Genomic DNA, 18,061 nt, shown 5'->3' with positions numbered 1-18,061 from the left:
ACGCCATCGAACGAGCCCGACGCGGCGAGGGCCCCGCCCACTTGATCACACACACCTGACCCCCAGAACCCCCGCCCACCAGGAGGCAACCGTGCCCGCCGAGGACACCAACACCCGGGCCTGGCTGATCTACGGCCAGCGCCAACTCGCTCGCGCCTACGCCCCGCCCGTCCCCGAACGGCTCGGCTGGACGCCCTGGGAAGGCATCGGGCCGGGAGCGGAGGTTCTCGGCGACGTCACTGGCCGCCGCGTCCTGGACATCGGTTCCGGCGCCGGCCACCACGCCGTCCACCTCGCCCGAGTACACGGAGCGCGGGTCACCGGCATCGAGCTGTCCCCGAGCCAGCACGAACGGGCCGTCAGCACCCACGTGGACGTGGACGGCGTGGAGTTCGTCCGGGCAGACGTGGCCGAGTACCTGGACGGAGCCGAGCCGTTCGACGCCGCGTACGCGATCGGGACGCTCGCCTTCATCGACCCGCACCGCTCACTGCCCGCGCTGCGCGATGGGCTGCGTCCCGATGCCCCGCTGATCCTTTCGCTCCTGCACACCGATCTCCACGGCCACGGTCCGTCCACGGCAGTGGCGCCGCGCGAGCAGACGATCCTGCTGCGCGACGACCCGCCGTTGCCGACGCAGATGTGGGTCCTGGCACCGCAGCTATGGGAGGACCTGCTCACCGAGTACGGCTTCCGCGTCGAAGCCATCGACCTGTTCCCGCACCCCGGCGAGAACGCCAAGGTGATCCAGCAGCTCATCCGCGCCCGGCGCCTCCCCGACCGGCCGACGCGCGCCACCAGTTGACCCCGCAGCACCCGAGGCCCGGCCGCCCACGCGGCAGTCGGCGTCGGAGCGATCCTGCTCAGCGACAGGGCATCCTGCTGGGCCGACATCGCCGCGGCACCCTCGAACTACCCGGCGGCAGCGTGGAGGCCACCGGAGAATCCTTCGAGGAGGCGGTCGTCCGAGAACTCGAGCACCTGCCGGACGACGCGCTGAACCCGTACTCGTTCCAGTGACGGAACTCCGATGACGGGCGGGTCCGGCGGGTGGGCACGGCGTGGCTGGCGGCGAGGGTCCCCCGCTGCCCGCCACGTCGTGCGTCAGGACTCCAGATAGCGCAGTACGGCCAGGATGCGGCGGTTGTAGCCGGTGGTGTGCGCGAGTTCCTGCTTGTCGAAGATCATGTTGAGGTTCTTCTCCACCGTGCTCAGGGAGATGTGCAACTTCTCCGAGATGGCCGCGTTGGTGTGTCCCTGGGCCAGGGTCTCCAGGACGCTGCGCTCGCGGGGGGGTCAGCCGGGCCAGCGGGTCGCTGTGCGTCGTACGGATCACCAGCTGCCGCACGACCTCCGGGTCGATGGCGGCGCCGCCCGCCCGGATCCGCTCCAGCGCGTCGAGGAACTTCTTCACCTGGGCGACCCGGCAGGCCAGACAACATCTTCTCGGCCAACCAACCCGCTTGCTGACACCCAGAGCGTCAGACGAGCGTCACACAGGACCGTTAACCCTCTGACGCGATGCACCCGCGCGTAGCCCCCTGGTGGGGAGCGACCAGCAGCGCTCCACGTGACGGTCGTCGGCCTGTTCGGGGTGAGGCCCTCTTGTCGAGCAGTGGGACGCAGTGACGGCTGGGCACCATGTGCCTGATGACCGGGGAGAGCGGGGCGGACTCGGAAGCAGCGCGGTGTACCAACTCAGTCGCGCGCTGCCCGTTCGGGATGCATGACAGGGGCGTTCCCCAGACCAGGTCGCTCAACGCTCTCCCCGGTTCGTCCGACTCCGTGGCCGAAAAGGGAACCGCCCTCGCCACCCTGGCGGAGACTGACGGCGACGAAGAGAGGAGAGCGCGCCGATGGAGGAGTTCACGTACAAGCCCGCCGCCGATCGGCTCTTCGGGATGGTCCACATCGCGCTCGACCACGAGGGCGGGACGGTGAATTCGGCTCCGACCAGCTTCCGGTCGCCCGGGGCGAAGCGGAAGACGTCGGGGAGGTCCCACAGCCAGTCCTGACTGCCGAACGTGTCGGCGAAGAATTTCTCCCGCTCCTCCCGGTCCGCATAAGGGGACACGATCAGGGACATGCCGATGAGACGAGGGACGAGGTCGAGCGGATCGCCTGTCACCGCCGCGGACCAGCTGCCGTCGAACTCGAGTCTCGCCGTCATCGACGTCTCATTCCTCAATCGGGACCCGGCCGTCGTCATCCTGCTGGTGGTTCACGGCTCCCGCCCCGTTGGCCGGTCGGCGTAGTCCTCGACCAGGTTGCTGATGAGCGCGAGCAGGGAGTCTACGCGGTGGCGGTCCTCGCGCTGGTCGCGCAGTACTTCGTCCAGTGCCAGGAGGCGGGCCAGGGTGGCCGGGTTCCGGTCCAGCACTTCGTCGAGCAGTGGCGTGGTGATCAGGTCCAGGCACTCGGTGAGCAGCCGACGGGTGGCCGGGGAGGGAGGCTGGGGGTCGGGGGCTGCGAACCCGGTGGTCAGGTACCGGACCGGGTCGGTCAGGCTCCAGCCGACGACCGTGCCGTGCTGGACGAGGAGCGCCACGTCGGGGGCGAGGCCGATGCGGGCCTCCAGCGGCCCGTCCAGGGCGTCGAGGTCGCGCAGACAGGTCAGCACCGCATCACCGGGAGCGCGGCAGAGTTCTGTGGTCGGCTCCAGGCGGAAGTCCCGGACCTCGTCCGCCCGGAGCCCACCCGGGCGTACCGTCGGCGTGCGGGGAACGCGGGCACAGTCCTCGGCGGAAGCGGACTCGGAGGGCAACCGGAATCCGGCGCCGACCAGTTCCCGGCTGTCCGGGGCGAACCGAAGCTCGTCGGGGTCGTCCCACAGCCATTCCTGGCTGCCGAACGTGTCTACGAGGAACTGCTGCCATTCCTCCACGTCCGCGTACTCCGCGATGCGCACACATTGGCCCGGGAAGTCGAATCGCGGGGCGATGCCCAGCGGACCGTCCGTCACCGTCGCACGCCAGTCGCCGTCGAGGGTGAGTCTCATGGTGAATGCCGCCTCATCGGATCTGCTCTGCGGGAGCCACGGGCGGCACCCACGACCTGACCGCGGCCCGGGCCCACGGCATCGTGCAGCCTGCCTCACCCGGCACATCCTTGTCTTGGCCGACCGCGCCTACCAAGGTGCCGGCGCCACCGTCCGCACCCCCTACTACCACCACAACGAACAGCCCGAGCACTACCAGCATTTCAACCATTTGCCTGGAGAGGAGCTGGGATCAGAATTCGTGCGACACCACCCAGTAGTCGTCATCTTCGACCGAGGCAGCACACAGGCGGCGACCATCCGGCGAAACGGCTACGAACTCGGGTGAACCCGCCACTCCGCCGACACGGGACGGAAGGTTCGTGCCGACCGGATCCTTTACGCGTACCCATCCGACCTTACTTCCCCCCGGTACTGGCGGCAGGATGAGAAACTCGCCGTCCCTCCCATACAGTCGAACCTGTGAGGCACGGTGGTGCCACGCCGCGTCCAGTTCGTCGGCGGCGCGGGGGCTGGAGGCGGGAATCGTCACGGCCGGCTCCACCTCGAGTCCGGTGACCGCGTAGATGGCGGAGTTCACAGGCGGGCCGCCCTGTTCCGCCTTCCCTGCGAATTGCAGACCGCAGCGCTCGAGGACGTCCAGCCAATCCGGTGCCTGCCGGTCCGTCATGATTCCTGACCTTTCATCGGTTTCCGTAGTCCGTTCAGTGACCTTCGCAGAAGAGGTGATGATCGCCACCCTGCTTGTTTATCTTGGCATCCCTCTCCATGGACTCCGGATAGCCGACGCTGCCATCGGGCCGCTGCACCCTGCCATTGCCCCAGCCGAAGTTGGCGAAGTTCCGGGTGCCATCGATCCTCGGCTTCCTGGCATGGAAATGTGGGCCTGCCGGATCATGGGTGTGCTCGACGACCACACGCGAGCCGCTATCTGTCGCGAACGGCCGGAAGTTCCCCCAGTGCGCCTCGTCCTTCGAATAGATGTACCCCGGTGCATGCCTCAAGCTCTTGTCTCCCGTAACCACCCACTCGGCGATGGGTTCTTCGCCGAAACGAACGCCGCCGAGTTCGAATGCAGCCTTTTCCGCGTCCGCACGGTTTTTGGACGGATTTCCTTTCTCTCTCCGCGGATAAGGGCTGAGCCCAAGGGGGTCGGACAAGGAGTGCGGGTTGTGGACGTACGTGACAGGGTTCGGCGCGGGAGTGAGCCCGAGGGGGTCGGGGCTGAGGTACCGGGCGGTCTCGGGGTCATAGTGGCGGTAAAGGTTGTAGTGGAGGACGGTTTCTGAGTTGTAACCAGCCGACAGGTACCTCATTCATCACGCCAAGGCCCTGCGCAGTTCGTCCAGGAGGTTGATCGCAGCCTCGCGCCCGAAGTCGTGAAGGAAGCCGAATGTGCCGCCGCGCGCCGAGAAGGGGAAGCCCTCCAGTAGCTTCGGGGCGAAGTCGGTCTCGGTGGCGGCTGTGGCGTCCGCAATTTTCTCGATCCACCACTGCTGGGCGTCGGTGAAAGGACCGGCCTGCTGCGTGAACTCCTCCAAACGCTGGCGTACCGTCAAAAATGAATCGACGGCGCTGGTAGGCGGCGCCGGCCACGACCTTGCGGTCGCGTCACCTGCGAGAACGCGGACTGGGTGGCGTCCGCCTGGTCATCTCCGACAGTCACAGCGGCCTGGTCAAAGCGATCCGCAAGGTCATGCTCGGCGCCGCCTGGCAGCGCTGCCGGGTCCACTTCGTGCGCAACGTCTTCGCCGTCATCCCGAAAGGATCTGCGGAGATGGTCGCAGCCACGATCCGCACAATCTTCGCCCAGCCCACCGCGGACGCTGTCCGCACCCAGCTCGACACCGTCGCCGACATGCTCGGTCGGCAGTTTCCGAAGGTCAGAGAGATGCTGCTGGAAGCCAAGGAGGACCTGACCGCCTTTGCGGACTTCCCTCACCAGCACTGGAAGAAGATCCAGTCCACGAACCCGCTGGAACGGCTGAACCGGGAGATCAAACGCCGCACCGACGTCGTCCAAGTCTTCCCGAACCCACCCGCAGTCCTCCGCCTCGCCACCGCGGTCCTCGCCGAACTCCACGACGAATGGATCGCCTTCCCCCGCCGCTACCTCTCCAACGAGAGCATGGACGCCCTCTATCCCGATGGCGCGATCGTCCTACCCACCACATCAGACGACTGATCGCCTACACCACGACAAGGGACATGACCACGGAACGCCTCCCAGGTCGCGCGCACGGCGGTTCGGAGTCCTGCGTCGTCGAGGTCACCGGGTTCCGCGAGGTCGGGGTCGACCGAGTACTCCTCGAGGATCATGAACACTTCGTCCAGGAGATCACCGAGCGCGCCTCGGACCCGCTCCCCGTACGTCTGGGAGGCCCGCCGGGCCTCCCACCAGCCGTGGGCGAAGTCCGGTGCACCGCACGTTCCGGCCTCGGTGAACGCCTCCAGTAGTGCCAGTTGTTGTGCCGTGGCGCTGGCCGGGTCGACATCGCCGAGCCTGGACCACGCGCGATCACCGGGCGGATGGGAGGCAGCCACGGGTGCGAGGAACGGGTGACGTTCCAGGAGCGTGCGTGCGTAACGGCCGAAGCGTGCGCGTGCCGTGTCAGAACCCTCGCTGACGGCCGAGGCCATGAAAGCGGTGGTCCCCGCGATCAGCGCGTAGCCTTCCTCGGGGAAGAGGACGGCTCCCTGCGCGCCGGGCGTGCGCAGCAGGACGGGTGGGCGCAAGCCCGTCAAGTCCGCGTCCGCGGGAACCCGGGACGTCGCCCCGGGCGCGTCGGCGAGACTCGTGGCAAGGAGGTGCGAGGCTCCCACGGCACGACAGCCGGCCTTGATCCTGTGGGCCAGCGTTGCGTCGATGTGCGCTCTCACGGGCATCGGGGCCACCAACTTCTCCCGCAGCCACGACGACGTGAAGGTGCCGTCCGGACCGAGCACCCCGCTCTGGCTCCCCGATGACTTCCCGCCTTCTGGACCGGTCACCGCACGAACCCGTTGTCGATGAGCGGGGTTCCGGGACCGGACGGCGCCGGCTGCCGTCCTGAGCCTTCATCCTTCCAGCAGATCGCTGACATAGTCGCGGAGCTGTGGAGGAAGGTCGCCGAGGACGATCTCACGCAGAGGGGAAAGGTGGTCAAGGTCGACATAGCCGGTGGATGCGAGTTCGATGAGGGCGTGCAACTCGGCTTCCCGGGCGGAGTTCTCCTTTTCCGAGGCAGCAGTTGCCGCCAGCAGTGTCGCCAGAGCTGATGCCTGGGCAGACGTATATGACCCCACGTGGTCGGACACTTCGTCGGCCGCCCGTTCTCGCGTCTGTGCATCGACTTCCAGGATCATTCGCGCCATGCTGATGAAATCGTGAGACTTCACAATGAAACATCCGTTCGTCACTCGTACGGAAGTGGAAACTGGGCCGGCCAGGGGATGTGTGTGGCATGGGCCGCATCCGAGTTGTAGTGCGGGCTGTTCGGGTTGTGGACCTGCCGGTGATACAAGTTCCCCGCCTCGTCCTGGTATTTTCCGCCGATCGATATGCGGTAAATATCTCCGTTTGCCGCGTTGGAGCCGGGGGGAGCAGTTCCGTCCTTGTCGTGCACCCGTAGGCGGACCTTGTTACCCGTCTCAGGGTCTTCCCATTTGTATTCCACCCCCTTCTGTGCACCGCCATTGGGGTCCGGCTTGAGTGTCCGCATCTCGGCATCGTCGGGAACGATGTCGAGCGGGTTGTGACCGCGCACGTCCCAGCCACCCCCCTCAATGCGGGAGGGATAGGGGGACAGGCCCAGCGGGTCGGCCCACAGATGTGGGTTGACCACATAGGCCGTCGGATTGGGAGCGGGTTCCAAGCCGAGCGGATCCGTGGTGAGATAACGGGCCGTCGCGGGATCGTAGTGGCGGAAGACGTTGTAGTGGAGGCCGGTCTCCGGATCGTAGTACTGGCCGGGAAACCGGAGCGGAGTATAGGTGGTGCCGGCGCTGGTCCACGCGGTGGTGCCCCACAGCGTGGACCGGGTGCGCCAGGCTATGTCGCCGTTCTCGTCGACCAGTTCAGTGGGAGTGCCGATGAGGTCGGTGGCGATGGCGAAGAAGCGGCGGTCGATCTCCTCCCGCCGGACATCCGGAGTGAGGATACGCTCGGTCTGGGCCAGCGGCGCCAGGCCGCGGTGGTCCCACGTGAGGGCCACCGGATGCGGCATGTCCTGGGACACCGCGGTCTGTTCGCACATTGCCGCGCCGTCCCATGTGAAGAGAACCTCCTCAACGACCGCCTCGCCGTCGGCGGCGAGGCGCTGCTTGGCGGTGCGGCGGCCCAGCGGGTCGTAGCGGTACCGCCACCGGGTCCCGTCAGGGGTGACGACGGAGGTCAGGCGGCCCTCGGTGTTCCATGTGTAGCGCCAGGTGTCCGCCTTTCGGGACAGGCGGGTCCTTTGGCGCAGAGTCACGCGACCAAGAGGGTCGTGTGCATAGCGAACACTTCCGGCGCGGGTGAGGGCGGTGCCTTCGTACGTCCGGGGGCCGGTGGCCTCGTGACCCGGGTGGGAGGCCGGCCAATACGCCTCGGTCTGGTTGCCGCTCGCGTCGTAGGTGTACCGCTCGCTCCAGCCGTCCGCGGTCACGGAGGTGACCCGGCCGGCCGGGTCGAGGTCGAAGGCACGTGTGCCTGAGAGTTGGTCGGCGAGCGCGATGAGGTGGCCATCGCGGTAGGAGTACACGCGGCTGTTGAGGGTACGCTCGTGTGCGGTCAGGTGCTGGGCAGCCAGCCGTCCCGACGCGTCCCAGGCGGAGTGGACCGTGAGGAAGTCGTCGAAGGCCCGGGACAGTTCACGGCCTGCGGCGTCGTAGGCGAAGGTGATGCGGTGGTCACCGGTGGTCAGGTGGCCGGGGCGGCCAGTCTCGTCGTAACCGTACGCGGTGACGTGACCGGTGGGGGTGACGCGACGGGACCGGCGGCCGAGAGCGTCGTATGTGTACGTGGTGGCGCGGCCGTCGACGAGTTCGGTCTTGAGTCGGCCGCAGCGGTCGTAGCGGCGTATCAGTTCGCTGTCCGGACCAGAAGCGTGAACGAGGCGACCCGCCAAGTCGTAGGCGTACTCGGTGACTTGTCCTCCGACGTCTTTACGGATCACCCGGCCCAAAGGGTCGTGGGCGAGAGAGATGACTCCGCCGAGAGCGTCGACACGTGCCGTCAACCGTCCTGTCGGGTCCCTGCGGTAGATGAGAGTGCGGTCGTCGAAGTCGGTCTCGGCGGTGAGTCGCCCAGCCGCGTCGTACGCGTAGGTCCAGTGGAGTCCGTGTGGATTGGTGACCTTGGTGAGACGCAAGGCGGCATCGTGCTCGAACTCGTAGCGGGCGCCGTCCGGGTAGGTACGAGCAGCGAGCAGGTCGAAGTGGGTGTACTCGAAGCGGGTCACCCCACCGGCCGAGTCGGTGTGGGTGAGGCAATTGCCCTCGCCGTCGTACGTCCACGTCGTAGTGGCCCCGCCCGGCTCGACACGTTGGGCGAGATTGCCGTCGACGTCCCACACGAAACGGGTGACTGCGCCGGTGGGGTCGACGACACGGACCAGGCGGCCGAGAGCGTCGCGTTCCAGGCGGGTGGTGCCGCCTGCCGGATCGGTCACGGTCACCGGCAGGCCCTCGGGGCCGCTGTCGACGGTGGTGGTGGCACCGAGTGCGTCGGTGACCGAGGTCAGGAGACCGGCGTCGTCGTAGGTGTAGCGGGTGGTGTTCCCGGCCGGGTCGGTGACCGCGATCCGGTTGCCGCGCTCGTCGACCTCTTGCGTGCGGCGGGTGCCGTCCGGCTCATGGAACTCCACCGGTAGTCCGAACGGACCGTATTCGACCCGGGCCTGGCTGCCATCGGGCCGGGTGACCGCGGTGAGTCGGCTGTTGTCGTCGTAGGCGTAGGCGGTGGTATGGCCCAGCGGGTCGGTGCGGGTGAGGAGGTTGCCGCGGGTGTCGTAGGTGAAGCGGGTGGTGTGGCCGAGCGGGTCGGTGGTGGCGATCACCCGGCAGCGGTGGTCGATCAGGTGCCGGGTGGCGTGGCCGGCGGCGGTGGTGAGGGTGGTGGTGCGGTGGCCGGTGTCCGGGTCGGGTTCGGTGTAGGCCAGGGTGATCTGGACGTGGCCGGCTTCGCCGCCCTCCGCCACGACACGGTCGCGGTCGTCGTAGACGTAGTCGTAGCGGCTGCCGTTGGAGTCGATCCAGGCGGTGACGCGGCGGCGGTCGTCGTAGACGAACGTGGTGGTGGCGCCGGAGGGTTTGGTGACGGTGGTGAGGTTGCCGTCCTCGTCGTAGCCGTAGGACATCAGTGGCAGGCCGGCGCCGTTCTCGCCCGCGTCGGCGAGGGTGAGGGCGGTGATCAGGCCGTCGGCGGAGGCGAGGTCGATCCGGCGGCCCGCCGAGTGGACCAGGGCCGTGGGCAGGCCGTCTGCGGCGCGGTCGACGGTGATGGTGTGGCCGTTGCGTTCGGTGACGCAGGCCAGCCAGGCGGTTCCGTCGCCGCCGGGTTCGGCGTCGGGCGGGGCGGTGAAGCGGCGGACCAGGCCGGTGTCGGGGTCGGTGAGCGCGTAGTCGCCGTCCGCGTCACGGGCCAGCAGGGTGCGGGCGGGGCCGGACTCGGGCCGGGTGGGGGTGCCGGGGGCGGGGTGCGGATAGGTGATCAGCAGCCCGTCGGCGGTGACGTGGACGATGCCGACCGGGTCGATCTCCAGGCGTTCGTCGACCGTGGAGGTCCAGGACGGCCCCAGGAAACGGCCGGCCCTGCAGCCCGACTCGGTGCGGCGGGTGAACACCAGCGGCAGGATGCCGGGAATCTCCACGTCCGTCTGCGGCAGGAACATACGGCCCGAGGCCAGGTCGACCGGGTCGGTGCCGTCGGTGGTGCGGTCGCCGTCGGGCCGGTTGTGGGTGCCGTCGGGCGCGTCGTCGACCAGCCGGCGCACCCGGGCCGCGTCGGCCGCGTCGGCGGCGATGCGCACACCCTTGACGGCGGCGCCGCCCCCGCCCGTGGCCACGGTCAGCGCCACGTCCGGCAGCAGCCGGCCGAAACCCTCGTAGGGGTCCTTCATGAAGTCGCTGACCATCTGCCTGCCGGTGCCCACCGGGTCGTTGGCGGCCAGCACCAGCCCCGAGGCCAGGCTGTTGAGGCTGGTGGCGTACTCGGCGGGGTGGGTCAGGTTGTACGGGTCGAGGGGGTTGATGCCGCGCACGAAGTTGACCAGGCCGGCGGTGCCCTTGATGACGCCGCCGCCGACATGGTCCCCCATGATCTGCAACTCCTGCAGACCATCGCCGAGTTGCTCCGTGTACGACGGCTTCTCCGGCGCCATGTCCCGAGCCGCGCGCACCGCCGTGCGGGCCGTCTCGGCCGCGGTGTTGCGCTGCTTGCGGGCCTCGGCCAGGATCTCCTGCGCCTCCTTCATCAGCTTCTTGCCCGGGTCGTCGAACGTCGGCGCCGGGCAGGGCGGAAGCGTCGAGGGGTCGCGCTTGTCTGCGGGCAGGGCGTTGTAGCGGTCGACGGCCTTGTTGTACGTGTCGACCTTCTTGCGGTGGGCGTCGGCGGCGTCCTCGGACGCCTTCACGCCGTCCTTCCACTTCTCGATCGCCGTCTGCGCCTGCCCCTGCGCCCAGGTCACGGTGGAGGCGAACGACTCCAGCGCGGCGGCCGCCTTCTCGCACGCGTCGGCGCCCTCGAACCACTTCGGCGGCTGGGTGCTCACCGCCTTGCGCAGCGCCTCGGCCGTCTCCCCCTTCAAGCGGGCGGGGTCCAGGCCCTTCAGTCCGCCGCCCGCGTCGTCGAACGCCTTCTGGAAGCCCCGGAGTTTCTCCGCGGTGGAGCGGATCTTGTCCGGGCTTCCGTGGACCAGTTTCGTCTTGTCCTCGGTGTCCCCGAGGTCCATCTCGTCGACCTCGGCGCCCATCCGGTTCGCGACCGAACGGGACTGCTCGCGCACCCAGTCCGCGCCGGACTCCCAGCCGACGTCGTCCAGCCGGTCCGCGGTCCAGTTGCCCGCGCCCTCGACCCTGTCACCGAGCCACTCGACACCCTCCTCGACCACCTCCTCGACCGAGTCCGGGGTGATGTCCTTGATGAAGTCGCCGATGCCCACGTTCAGTTGCCCCCGCCGTCACCCGGACCGCCCTGCTGCTGCGCCTGCTGAGCGCGTTCCTCGGGCGACGGACCGAACGTCTCGTCCAACGCCCGGTTCCACTCGCCCTCGTCGATGCCCAGCCGCTCGTTGAGCCACTCCGACTGCTGTCCGCCCCGCCCCTCCGTCAGCAGCGAACGGCCGGTGTCCTTCCAGGTCTGCTCGATCTCCTCACCGGCCCGCTCGAACGACTCCCGGCTCCAGTCCGGATCGAAGGCGTCCGGCGTGAACACCTCACCCCAGCCCTGCTGGGTGATCTCCTCCTCGGAGGCGTGCGGGTTGCCGCCCATCAGGGCGTTGACCCCCACCTTCAGCGAGCCCGCCACGTACTGGTCGTGCTCCCACAGGGTCCCCGCCGCCAGACCGAGCCGGTTCGCGATCTGGCTGGCGTCGTTGACCAGGGCGCGCACGCCCCACTCCCAGCGTTCGCAGAAGTCCTCGAAGTCCACCGACAGGCCGTGGTGCCCGGCCTCCATCCCCGTCATCGACAGCCCGGAGAAGCCCTTGCCCATGATCGAGCCGGTGGCACCGCCCAACTCCCCCAGCCCGTCGATGGTGGCGCCCACGCCCTTGGTGAACTTCGCCACCGAGGCGGCGTCGAGATTCAGATCCACATCGTCAGCGGCCACGGCCGTGCCCCTCCCCGTCCGAGCCGGCGTCCACGGCGTCCACGGCGTCCACGGCAGCTTCGTCGGGCACGATCCCCGTGACCGGCGGGAAGAACATCGACCCGTCCTCGGTCGCGATGTCCACCGCCAGACCCGCCGGCTCCCCCAACCCCGGCACGATCTCGTCCACGATCCGGGCCCCCAGCAACGCCGCATAATCCAAAGGCCGTTCCGTCATCCCGCGCTGCTCCGCGAACCGGGCCAGCGCCGTCTCGTCCGTGAAGGCACACACCCAGCGCACCCCACCCGAATGCGCGCTCCACAGCCGCCCGTCCACCGACGGCACCAGCAGCACCGACCGCCGCATCTCACCGACCAGCGCCCGAGGATCGCCGAGTCCTGCCCTCTGCTCGGCTATTCGCTCGGCCAACGCTGTCCTGGGCTGCTCCACGATCCCTCCCTCGTCACGGTGCCAAAGGTGACTGACGGCACCGTAGAACAGACGCGCGTGAAGGGGGCGCTGGTTCTCGTGAAACCCACCGGGCCCCCCTCAGGCTCCGTTGATCTGGACGCCGAGGTTCACGGGATCTGAACCGCACCGACGGCGACGCGCCCCTGCGAACGGAGGCCGATGTGCCGGACGCAGGGGGCTCGCTCCGGTGCGTCCGGCACGGCGCGCTGGACGAACGGCGAGGACCGCGCCGCCACGTGGGTCGAGCGCGGGCCGCGTACCGGTTCCCGGGGCGGGTCCTCGGAGCTCAACCCGTGGACGCCATCTCCAACGCCTGCTCCTCGTCGGCCCCGCGACGTCCCCCTCAGCGGCTTTCAGAGCCTCCGCCTCCGACGCGACCCGCCCGGTAAGCGACCCCGACATCCTGGAACCGCTCTCGGGCGGCCTGAACGGCGCACACCACGTTCCTGAAGCCGCATCAGGAAGAGCGTCGATCGAACGTCAGGATTCCGCGGCCGCCCCCATGGGTATCGCCTCCCCCAGAGACGCAGCGGACTTCCGGCACATGCGGAACCGCAGGTCACCGGCCCCTTCAGGAGAACGGCGGGGCGCGTCCGGGTCCCATGTGGCGGCGATCCGCAAACACGTCGAAGTGGATCGCCCGCCACACGAAGAACAAGCCCAGGTCAGCTGCCCTTCGCGGCCGGCTCCAGAATCGCCACGCACTCCACATGATGCGTCATCGGAAACAGGTCGAACACCCGCAGCGTCCGCACCCGGTAGCCGCCCTCGCGGAAGTACGCGAGGTCGCGGGCCAGGGCCGCCGGGTCGCAGGCGACGTAGGCGATCCGGCGGGCGCCCAGGGAGGAGAGGTGGTCGACGGTCTTGCGGCCCGCGCCCGCGCGGGGCGGGTCGAGGACGACGAGGTCGACCTCGGTGATGCCGGTACGCGGCAGGACGGACTCGACCTTGCCCTGTTCGATGCGGACGCGGGGGAAGTCGGCGAGGTTGTGGCGGGCGTCCTCGACCGCGCGCTTGGTGGCTTCGATGCCCAGGACCGCGCCGGCGTCGCCGACCCGGTCGGCGAGGGCGCCGGCGAAGAGGCCGACGCCGCAGTACAGGTCGAGGGCCATGTCGCCCTTGCGGGGCAGCAGGCCCTGCATGACGGCGGTGACCAGGGTGTCGGCGGCCTGCGGGTGGACCTGCCAGAAGCCGCCGTTGCCGACGCGGTGGGTGCGGCCGTCGGCGCGTTCGCGGACGAAGGGGCGGCCGTGGACGCGGTGGACCTGGCCGGAGCGTTCGTCGATGCGCAGGACCGAGACCGGGCGGTCGAGTTCGACGAGCGGCAGGCGGGCGCCGGGCTTGGGGGTGAGGACGACCTGGCGGTCCTGGGAGCCGGTGGCCGCGATCGCCTCGACGGAGTCCATGCCCGTCCAGTCGCGCTTCTCGATGCCCAGTTCGCTGACGCCGTCCGCCGCGATCATGCAGTGGTCGATGGGTTCCACCTCGTGCGAGCGGTGCCGGCGCAGTCCCGCGCGGCCGTCGGCGGTCACCGCGTACTGCACGCGGGTGCGCCACGACGGGACCTGGCCGGCGGGGACCTTGTCGCCCTCGGCGGGCATCACGGTGCCGTCCCAGCCGGCCTCCTCCGGGGTGAGCCCGGCGAGGCGTCGCAGCTGCTCGGCGACGACCTCGCCCTTGAGGCGGCGCTGCGCCCCGGGCTTGGCGTGCTGCCAGTCGCAGCCCCCGCAGCGGCCGGGACCGGCGAACGGGCAGGGGGCGTCGATCCGGTCCTTGGAGGCGTCCAGGATCGTCACGGCGTCGGCGCGCAGGAAGCGGGCGCCCTCCTCGCCCTCGGTGACGCGGGCGACGACGCGTTCCCCGGGCAGCGCGTGCCGGACGAACAGCACCTGGCCCTCGGACGTACGGGCGATGCAGTGGCCGCCGTGGGCGACGGGGCCGATCTCGACCTCGTACTCCTCCCCCACCAGTGATTTCCTCGGTTCTGCCTGCATGGCGGGGTGACTCCACAACATCGAGAGCGGGTGGCGGGCCGGTCGGTCCGCGACAACAGCCCACCAGTCTACGGGTGCCGGGAGGTGTCCTTCGCCCGCTCCGCCGGACCGCGCCGCACCGCACCCGGCGCGCTCCAGTTCGCCCGCTTGCGCGCGCGCCGCCGAGCGGCCTCGGACGACTGGAGCTGGTACGGCACCGACGTCACCATGACGCCCGGGGTGAACAGCAGGCGGCCCTTGAGCCTCAGGGCGCTCTGGTTGTGCAGCAGGTGCTCGTACCAGTGGCCGACGACGTACTCGGGGATGATCACGGAGACGACGTCGCGGGGTGCCTCCTTGCGCAGTCCCTTGACGTACTCGATCACGGGCCGGGTGACCTCCCGGTACGGCGAGTCGAGCACCTTGAGAGGGATCTCGATGCCGCGCCGTTCCCACTCGTCGCGCAGCGCCTTGGTCTCCGCCGCGTCGACGTTGACGCTCAGTGCTTCGAGGCTGTCGGAGCGCATCAGCTTGGCGTAGGCGAGGGCGCGCAGGGCGGGCCGGTGGATCTTGGAGATCAGGACGACGGAGTGGACGCGGGAGGGGCGCACCATGTCGTCGCCCGGGGTGTCCGGGGCGGCGATCTCCTCGGCGACGCGGTCGTAGTGCCGGCGGATCGCGGTCATCGTCGCGTAGAAGATGCACATGCCGAGCAGCGCGACCCAGGCGCCGTGCGTGAACTTGGTGCCGAGCACGACGACCAGGACCAGGCCGGTGAAGAAGGCACCGAAGGCGTTGATGGCCCGCGAGCGGATCATCCGGCGCCGTTCGACGCGGTCCCGCTCGGCGGTGAGCAGGCGGTTCCAGTGCCGCACCATGCCGATCTGGCTCAGGGTGAAGGACACGAACACGCCGACGATGTAGAGCTGGATCAGCCGGGTCGAGTCGGCCCCGTAGATCCACACCAGGAGTCCGGCGGCGGCGGCGAGCAGCACGATGCCGTTGGAGAAGGCGAGGCGGTCGCCGCGGGTGTGGAGCTGGCGGGGGAGGTAGCGGTCCTGGGCGAGGATCGAACCGAGCAGTGGGAAGCCGTTGTAGGCGGTGTTCGCCGCGAGGAAGAGGACCAGGGCGGTGGCGGCGGCCAGCATCATGAACAGGACGCTGCCGTGTCCGAAGACGGCTTCGGCGACCTGGGAGATCACCGGGTCCTGGACGTAGCCGGGGCCGAGCGGGACACCCTCGTGGACCAGGTCCTTCGCCGGGTTCTCGGCCATCCGGACGTCGGTGGCCGAGGCGAGCGCGATGATGCCGCAGAACATGGTGACGGCGAGCAGGCCCATCATGGCGAGCGTGGTGGCCGCGTTCCGCGCCTTCGGCCGGCGGAAGGCGGGCACGCCGTTGGAGATCGCCTCGACGCCGGTGAGCGCCGCGCAGCCGGAGGAGAAGGCGCGCAGCAGGAGGAAGATCAGGGCGAAGCCGGCCAGGCCGGGCTCCTCGGGCCGGATCTCGAAGTCCGCGGTGGGCGCGCGCATCTCGTCGTCGAGCACCAGGCCGCGGAACGCGCCCCAGGCGATCATGCTGAGGACGCCGAAGACGAAGACGTACGTGGGGATCGCGAAGAGGGTGCCCGACTCACGGACGCCGCGCAGGTTCATCAGCGTCAGCAGCACGATCACGCCGACCGCGCAGGCCACCTTGTGCTCCACCACGAAGGGGACCGCGGCACCCAGGTTCTCGATGCCGGCGGAGATCGACACGGCGACGGTGAGAACGTAGTCGACGAGCAGGGCGCTCGCCACGGTGAGTCCGGCCCGGGGGCCGAGGTTGGTGGTGGCGACCTCGTAGTCGCCGCCACCGCTGGGGTACTCGCGGACGTTCTGCCGGTAGGAGGCGACGACGGTGATCATCAGTACGATGATCGCGACGGCGATCCAGGGGCTGAAGTGGTAGGCCGACAGGCCCGCGATGGAGAGGATCAGCAGGACCTCGCCGGGCGCGTACGCCACCGAGGACAGCGGGTCGGAAGCGAACACGGGGAGTGCCACACGCTTCGGCAGAAGCGTTTCCCCCAGCCGGTCGCTGCGCAGTGCGCGCCCGATGAGAATGCGTTTGGGCACGTCGGTCAGTTTGGACACAACAGAGCATCGTAGGCCGTCGCGTCCCGGGGCGCCCAGCGACCACCCTTTCTCCGCGCGGCCTCCTCCGGCCGTCCGCTTCTCGTTCGGAAGCCGTCTGCTCTCCGGGTGAACTCCGGTGGGGCGGCGGGCATGGATGGTGCCGGTCCCGGGGCTTCCATGCCTATATGACTAAGCCCGTCCCCGGGGCCGGGCTCAGGGTTCCGGAGGTTTTCCGCCGGGCACGTCCGGCGGGGCCGCCGACCCCACAGAGCATCTCTTCCTTCTCCTCGTCTCCGGCCCACGCCGCTCCACGGAGGTAGGTCCCATGCACGCGACCGCAGAACTGATCGGCGCCGTCGCCGCCCTCGTCGGCGTGGGCCTGCTGGCCCTGGCCAGCGTGCGCAGCATCAGCCGCCGCTGAGCACTTCCGCCAGGATGCGGAGAGAGCCGCGCGGGAGGGGGCCGGAGGAGCAGGCGACCTACCCAGCGGCGACCTACCCGGCGGCCGTCCCCGCGACGGCCTCCAGCAACTCCTCCCGTCCGATGCTGCCGACCCGTGTGGCGGGCACCGTGCAGGCATGGGCGCCCGCCACCGCGCCGTAGCGGGCGCAGTGGAGCACCGGTTCGCCGCGCAGCCAGCCGTACAGGAACCCGGCGGCGAACGCGTCTCCGGCACCGTTGGAGTCCACGACCGGCTCGGCGGGTCTCACGGCGGGGACGTGGGTTACCCCACCGTCGGCCAGGACGTACGCCCCCTCCGCCCCCGCCGTGACGATCACCGCGCGGGCCCGCCCGCGCCCGGCGATGTCACGCATGGTCGCCTCCGGGTCGGGCAACGCGGCGGCGGACAGGAAGACGACGTCCGCGGCGAGGGCGAACGGCTCGTGGTACGGGTTCTCGCCGTCCCAGTCGTGCAGGTCGGTCGAGAGGGTCACGCCCGCGTCGCGCAGCAGGGGCAGGGCCTCGGCGCAGGGCTGGGTGATGACGACGTGGACGTGCCGGCTCACGGCGGCCAGGGCGCGGACCGTCTCCTCGGGCAGGCGGTCCGTCTCCGCCCAGCGGGTCGCGTCGTACAGGGAGAGGCGCCGCCCGTCCGGGTCGACGAGATTGACCGCGCGCTTGGTGCCGCGGGGCTGCGGAACGGCCGTGAGCGCGATGCCGTGGTCGCGGTGCAGCGCACGGACGAGGTCACCCTCCGGGTCGTCACCGACCAGGTCGAGGTGGTGGGTGCGCAGGCCCAGGGCGCTGGTGCCGAGAGCGACGAAGTCCCCGCTCTGTCCCGCCCGGGTGACGATGCCCGGGCGGATCATGTGGCTGTCGGCGAACGGCAGCGGCAGTTCGGGCACGTGCACGATGGTGTCCACCCCGGCGCCACCCAGCACGAGGACGTCGATGCCGACGGTCAGGTCGGTGGTTACGTCGGTGGTTACGTCGTCGGTCACGTGGTCGCTCACGTGGTCGGTCATGTACTCCCCCTGTTGCTGCGCCCGGCGGCTCACGCCCCGGTGTGGTCGTTCGATGTGGCCGCTCGGTGTGGTCGTACGGTGTGGCCGCTCGGTGTGGCCGCTCGGTGTGGTCGCTCGGTGTGTTCGCTCGGTGTGGTCGCTCGGTGCTGCCGACCGGTGCTCCTGTGGAGCCGACGGGCGGCCGACTCGTCGATCTTGTCGGGCCCCAGGGTTCGCTGTCGACCCCTGTGGAAAACGTGGTGCCGGACTGCCGGACGCCCCTCCGTGA

14 protein-coding genes and 4 pseudogenes are annotated in these 18,061 nt (G+C 69.6%); 4 read left to right on the top strand and 14 right to left on the bottom strand.

What is annotated here, in order from left to right; genetic code table 11:
* The first annotated feature begins 91 nt into the window (after positions 1-91).
* Entirely contained in the window at positions 92-805 is a 714-nt protein-coding gene (locus AB0F01_RS18460; RefSeq protein ID WP_362096422.1) for a class I SAM-dependent methyltransferase, read from the top strand.
* Positions 802-927: pseudogene (locus AB0F01_RS18455) on the top strand (hypothetical protein); the annotation flags it as partial. The gene AB0F01_RS18460 and the pseudogene AB0F01_RS18455, both read left to right, overlap by 4 nt.
* A 177-nt stretch (positions 928-1,104) precedes the next feature.
* Here the strand turns inward: AB0F01_RS18455 and AB0F01_RS18450 are convergent.
* From AB0F01_RS18450 to AB0F01_RS18440, 3 genes and pseudogenes are all read right to left on the bottom strand, one after another.
* Positions 1,105-1,468, bottom strand: a pseudogene (locus tag AB0F01_RS18450) (LuxR C-terminal-related transcriptional regulator); the annotation flags it as partial.
* Between the two features lie 288 nt (positions 1,469-1,756).
* A complete protein-coding gene (locus AB0F01_RS18445) occupies positions 1,757-2,170 on the bottom strand; it encodes a hypothetical protein (RefSeq protein ID WP_362096419.1) in 414 nt (137 codons plus the stop codon).
* A 51-nt stretch (positions 2,171-2,221) separates the two neighbouring features.
* Positions 2,222-2,998, bottom strand: coding sequence for a hypothetical protein (locus tag AB0F01_RS18440; RefSeq protein ID WP_362096416.1), 777 nt, complete (start codon positions 2,996-2,998; stop codon positions 2,222-2,224).
* A gap of 47 nt (positions 2,999-3,045) precedes the next feature.
* Here AB0F01_RS18440 and AB0F01_RS18435 point away from each other — a divergent pair.
* Positions 3,046-3,206, top strand: a pseudogene (locus AB0F01_RS18435) (IS5/IS1182 family transposase); the annotation flags it as partial.
* A 24-nt stretch (positions 3,207-3,230) separates the two neighbouring features.
* Here AB0F01_RS18435 and AB0F01_RS18430 read toward each other — a convergent pair.
* The 3 genes from AB0F01_RS18430 to AB0F01_RS18420 are packed head-to-tail and all read right to left on the bottom strand — an operon-like array spanning position 3,231 to position 4,539.
* Positions 3,231-3,737: a hypothetical protein gene (locus AB0F01_RS18430; RefSeq protein ID WP_362096414.1), complete on the bottom strand. Its 507-nt coding sequence runs from the start codon at positions 3,735-3,737 to the stop codon at positions 3,231-3,233.
* On the bottom strand, positions 3,703-4,314 hold the full coding sequence (locus tag AB0F01_RS18425; RefSeq protein ID WP_362096411.1) for an RHS repeat-associated core domain-containing protein: 612 nt from the start codon (positions 4,312-4,314) through the stop codon (positions 3,703-3,705). Before AB0F01_RS18425 ends, AB0F01_RS18430 begins: the two co-directional genes overlap by 35 nt.
* Positions 4,315-4,317: 3 nt before the next feature.
* Positions 4,318-4,539, bottom strand: coding sequence for a hypothetical protein (locus tag AB0F01_RS18420; RefSeq protein ID WP_362096408.1), 222 nt, complete (start codon positions 4,537-4,539; stop codon positions 4,318-4,320).
* 68 nt (positions 4,540-4,607) lie between these two features.
* Here AB0F01_RS18420 and AB0F01_RS18415 point away from each other — a divergent pair.
* Positions 4,608-5,183: pseudogene (locus AB0F01_RS18415) on the top strand (transposase); the annotation flags it as partial.
* Here AB0F01_RS18415 and AB0F01_RS18410 read toward each other — a convergent pair.
* From AB0F01_RS18410 to AB0F01_RS18375, 8 genes are all read right to left on the bottom strand, one after another.
* Positions 5,138-5,944, bottom strand: a complete 807-nt coding sequence (locus AB0F01_RS18410; protein ID WP_362096405.1) for a hypothetical protein — start codon at positions 5,942-5,944, stop codon at positions 5,138-5,140. The pseudogene AB0F01_RS18415 and the gene AB0F01_RS18410 overlap by 46 nt on opposite strands.
* 111 nt (positions 5,945-6,055) lie before the next feature.
* Positions 6,056-6,343, bottom strand: coding sequence for a hypothetical protein (locus tag AB0F01_RS18405; RefSeq protein ID WP_362096403.1), 288 nt, complete (start codon positions 6,341-6,343; stop codon positions 6,056-6,058).
* A gap of 50 nt (positions 6,344-6,393) precedes the next feature.
* Positions 6,394-11,118: a putative T7SS-secreted protein gene (locus tag AB0F01_RS18400; protein WP_362096400.1), complete on the bottom strand. Its 4,725-nt coding sequence runs from the start codon at positions 11,116-11,118 to the stop codon at positions 6,394-6,396.
* A gap of 2 nt (positions 11,119-11,120) precedes the next feature.
* Positions 11,121-11,786 (bottom strand): hypothetical protein, encoded by a 666-nt coding sequence (locus AB0F01_RS18395; protein ID WP_362096397.1) that lies wholly within the window; start codon positions 11,784-11,786, stop codon positions 11,121-11,123.
* Positions 11,776-12,216, bottom strand: a complete 441-nt coding sequence (locus tag AB0F01_RS18390) for a hypothetical protein (protein WP_362096394.1) — start codon at positions 12,214-12,216, stop codon at positions 11,776-11,778. The genes AB0F01_RS18395 and AB0F01_RS18390 overlap by 11 nt, the downstream gene beginning before the upstream one ends.
* A 686-nt stretch (positions 12,217-12,902) precedes the next feature.
* Complete coding sequence (locus AB0F01_RS18385; protein ID WP_362096391.1) at positions 12,903-14,231, bottom strand: class I SAM-dependent RNA methyltransferase; 1,329 nt, start codon at positions 14,229-14,231, stop codon at positions 12,903-12,905.
* A gap of 68 nt (positions 14,232-14,299) precedes the next feature.
* Positions 14,300-16,345, bottom strand: a complete 2,046-nt coding sequence (locus AB0F01_RS18380) for an APC family permease (protein WP_362096389.1) — start codon at positions 16,343-16,345, stop codon at positions 14,300-14,302.
* Between the two features lie 476 nt (positions 16,346-16,821).
* Positions 16,822-17,733, bottom strand: a complete 912-nt coding sequence (locus AB0F01_RS18375) for an adenosine kinase (protein WP_362096645.1) — start codon at positions 17,731-17,733, stop codon at positions 16,822-16,824.
* Positions 17,734-18,061 lie beyond the last annotated feature (328 nt).

This window comes from Streptomyces sp. NPDC029526 (assembly GCF_040637405.1).
Classification (GTDB): domain Bacteria; phylum Actinomycetota; class Actinomycetes; order Streptomycetales; family Streptomycetaceae; genus Streptomyces.
Note: the sequence above shows the minus strand (reverse complement) of the source record. Positions and strands in the feature narration are given on the sequence as shown.

Coding starts and splice junctions, on each gene's coding strand:
- AB0F01_RS18425 (WP_362096411.1), bottom strand. CDS start 4,314: ATGAGGTACCTGTCGGCTGGTTACAACTCAGAAACCGTCCTCCACTAC.
- AB0F01_RS18440 (WP_362096416.1), bottom strand. CDS start 2,998: ATGAGACTCACCCTCGACGGCGACTGGCGTGCGACGGTGACGGACGGT.
- AB0F01_RS18405 (WP_362096403.1), bottom strand. CDS start 6,343: ATGATCCTGGAAGTCGATGCACAGACGCGAGAACGGGCGGCCGACGAA.
- AB0F01_RS18385 (WP_362096391.1), bottom strand. CDS start 14,231: ATGCAGGCAGAACCGAGGAAATCACTGGTGGGGGAGGAGTACGAGGTC.
- AB0F01_RS18445 (WP_362096419.1), bottom strand. CDS start 2,170: ATGACGGCGAGACTCGAGTTCGACGGCAGCTGGTCCGCGGCGGTGACA.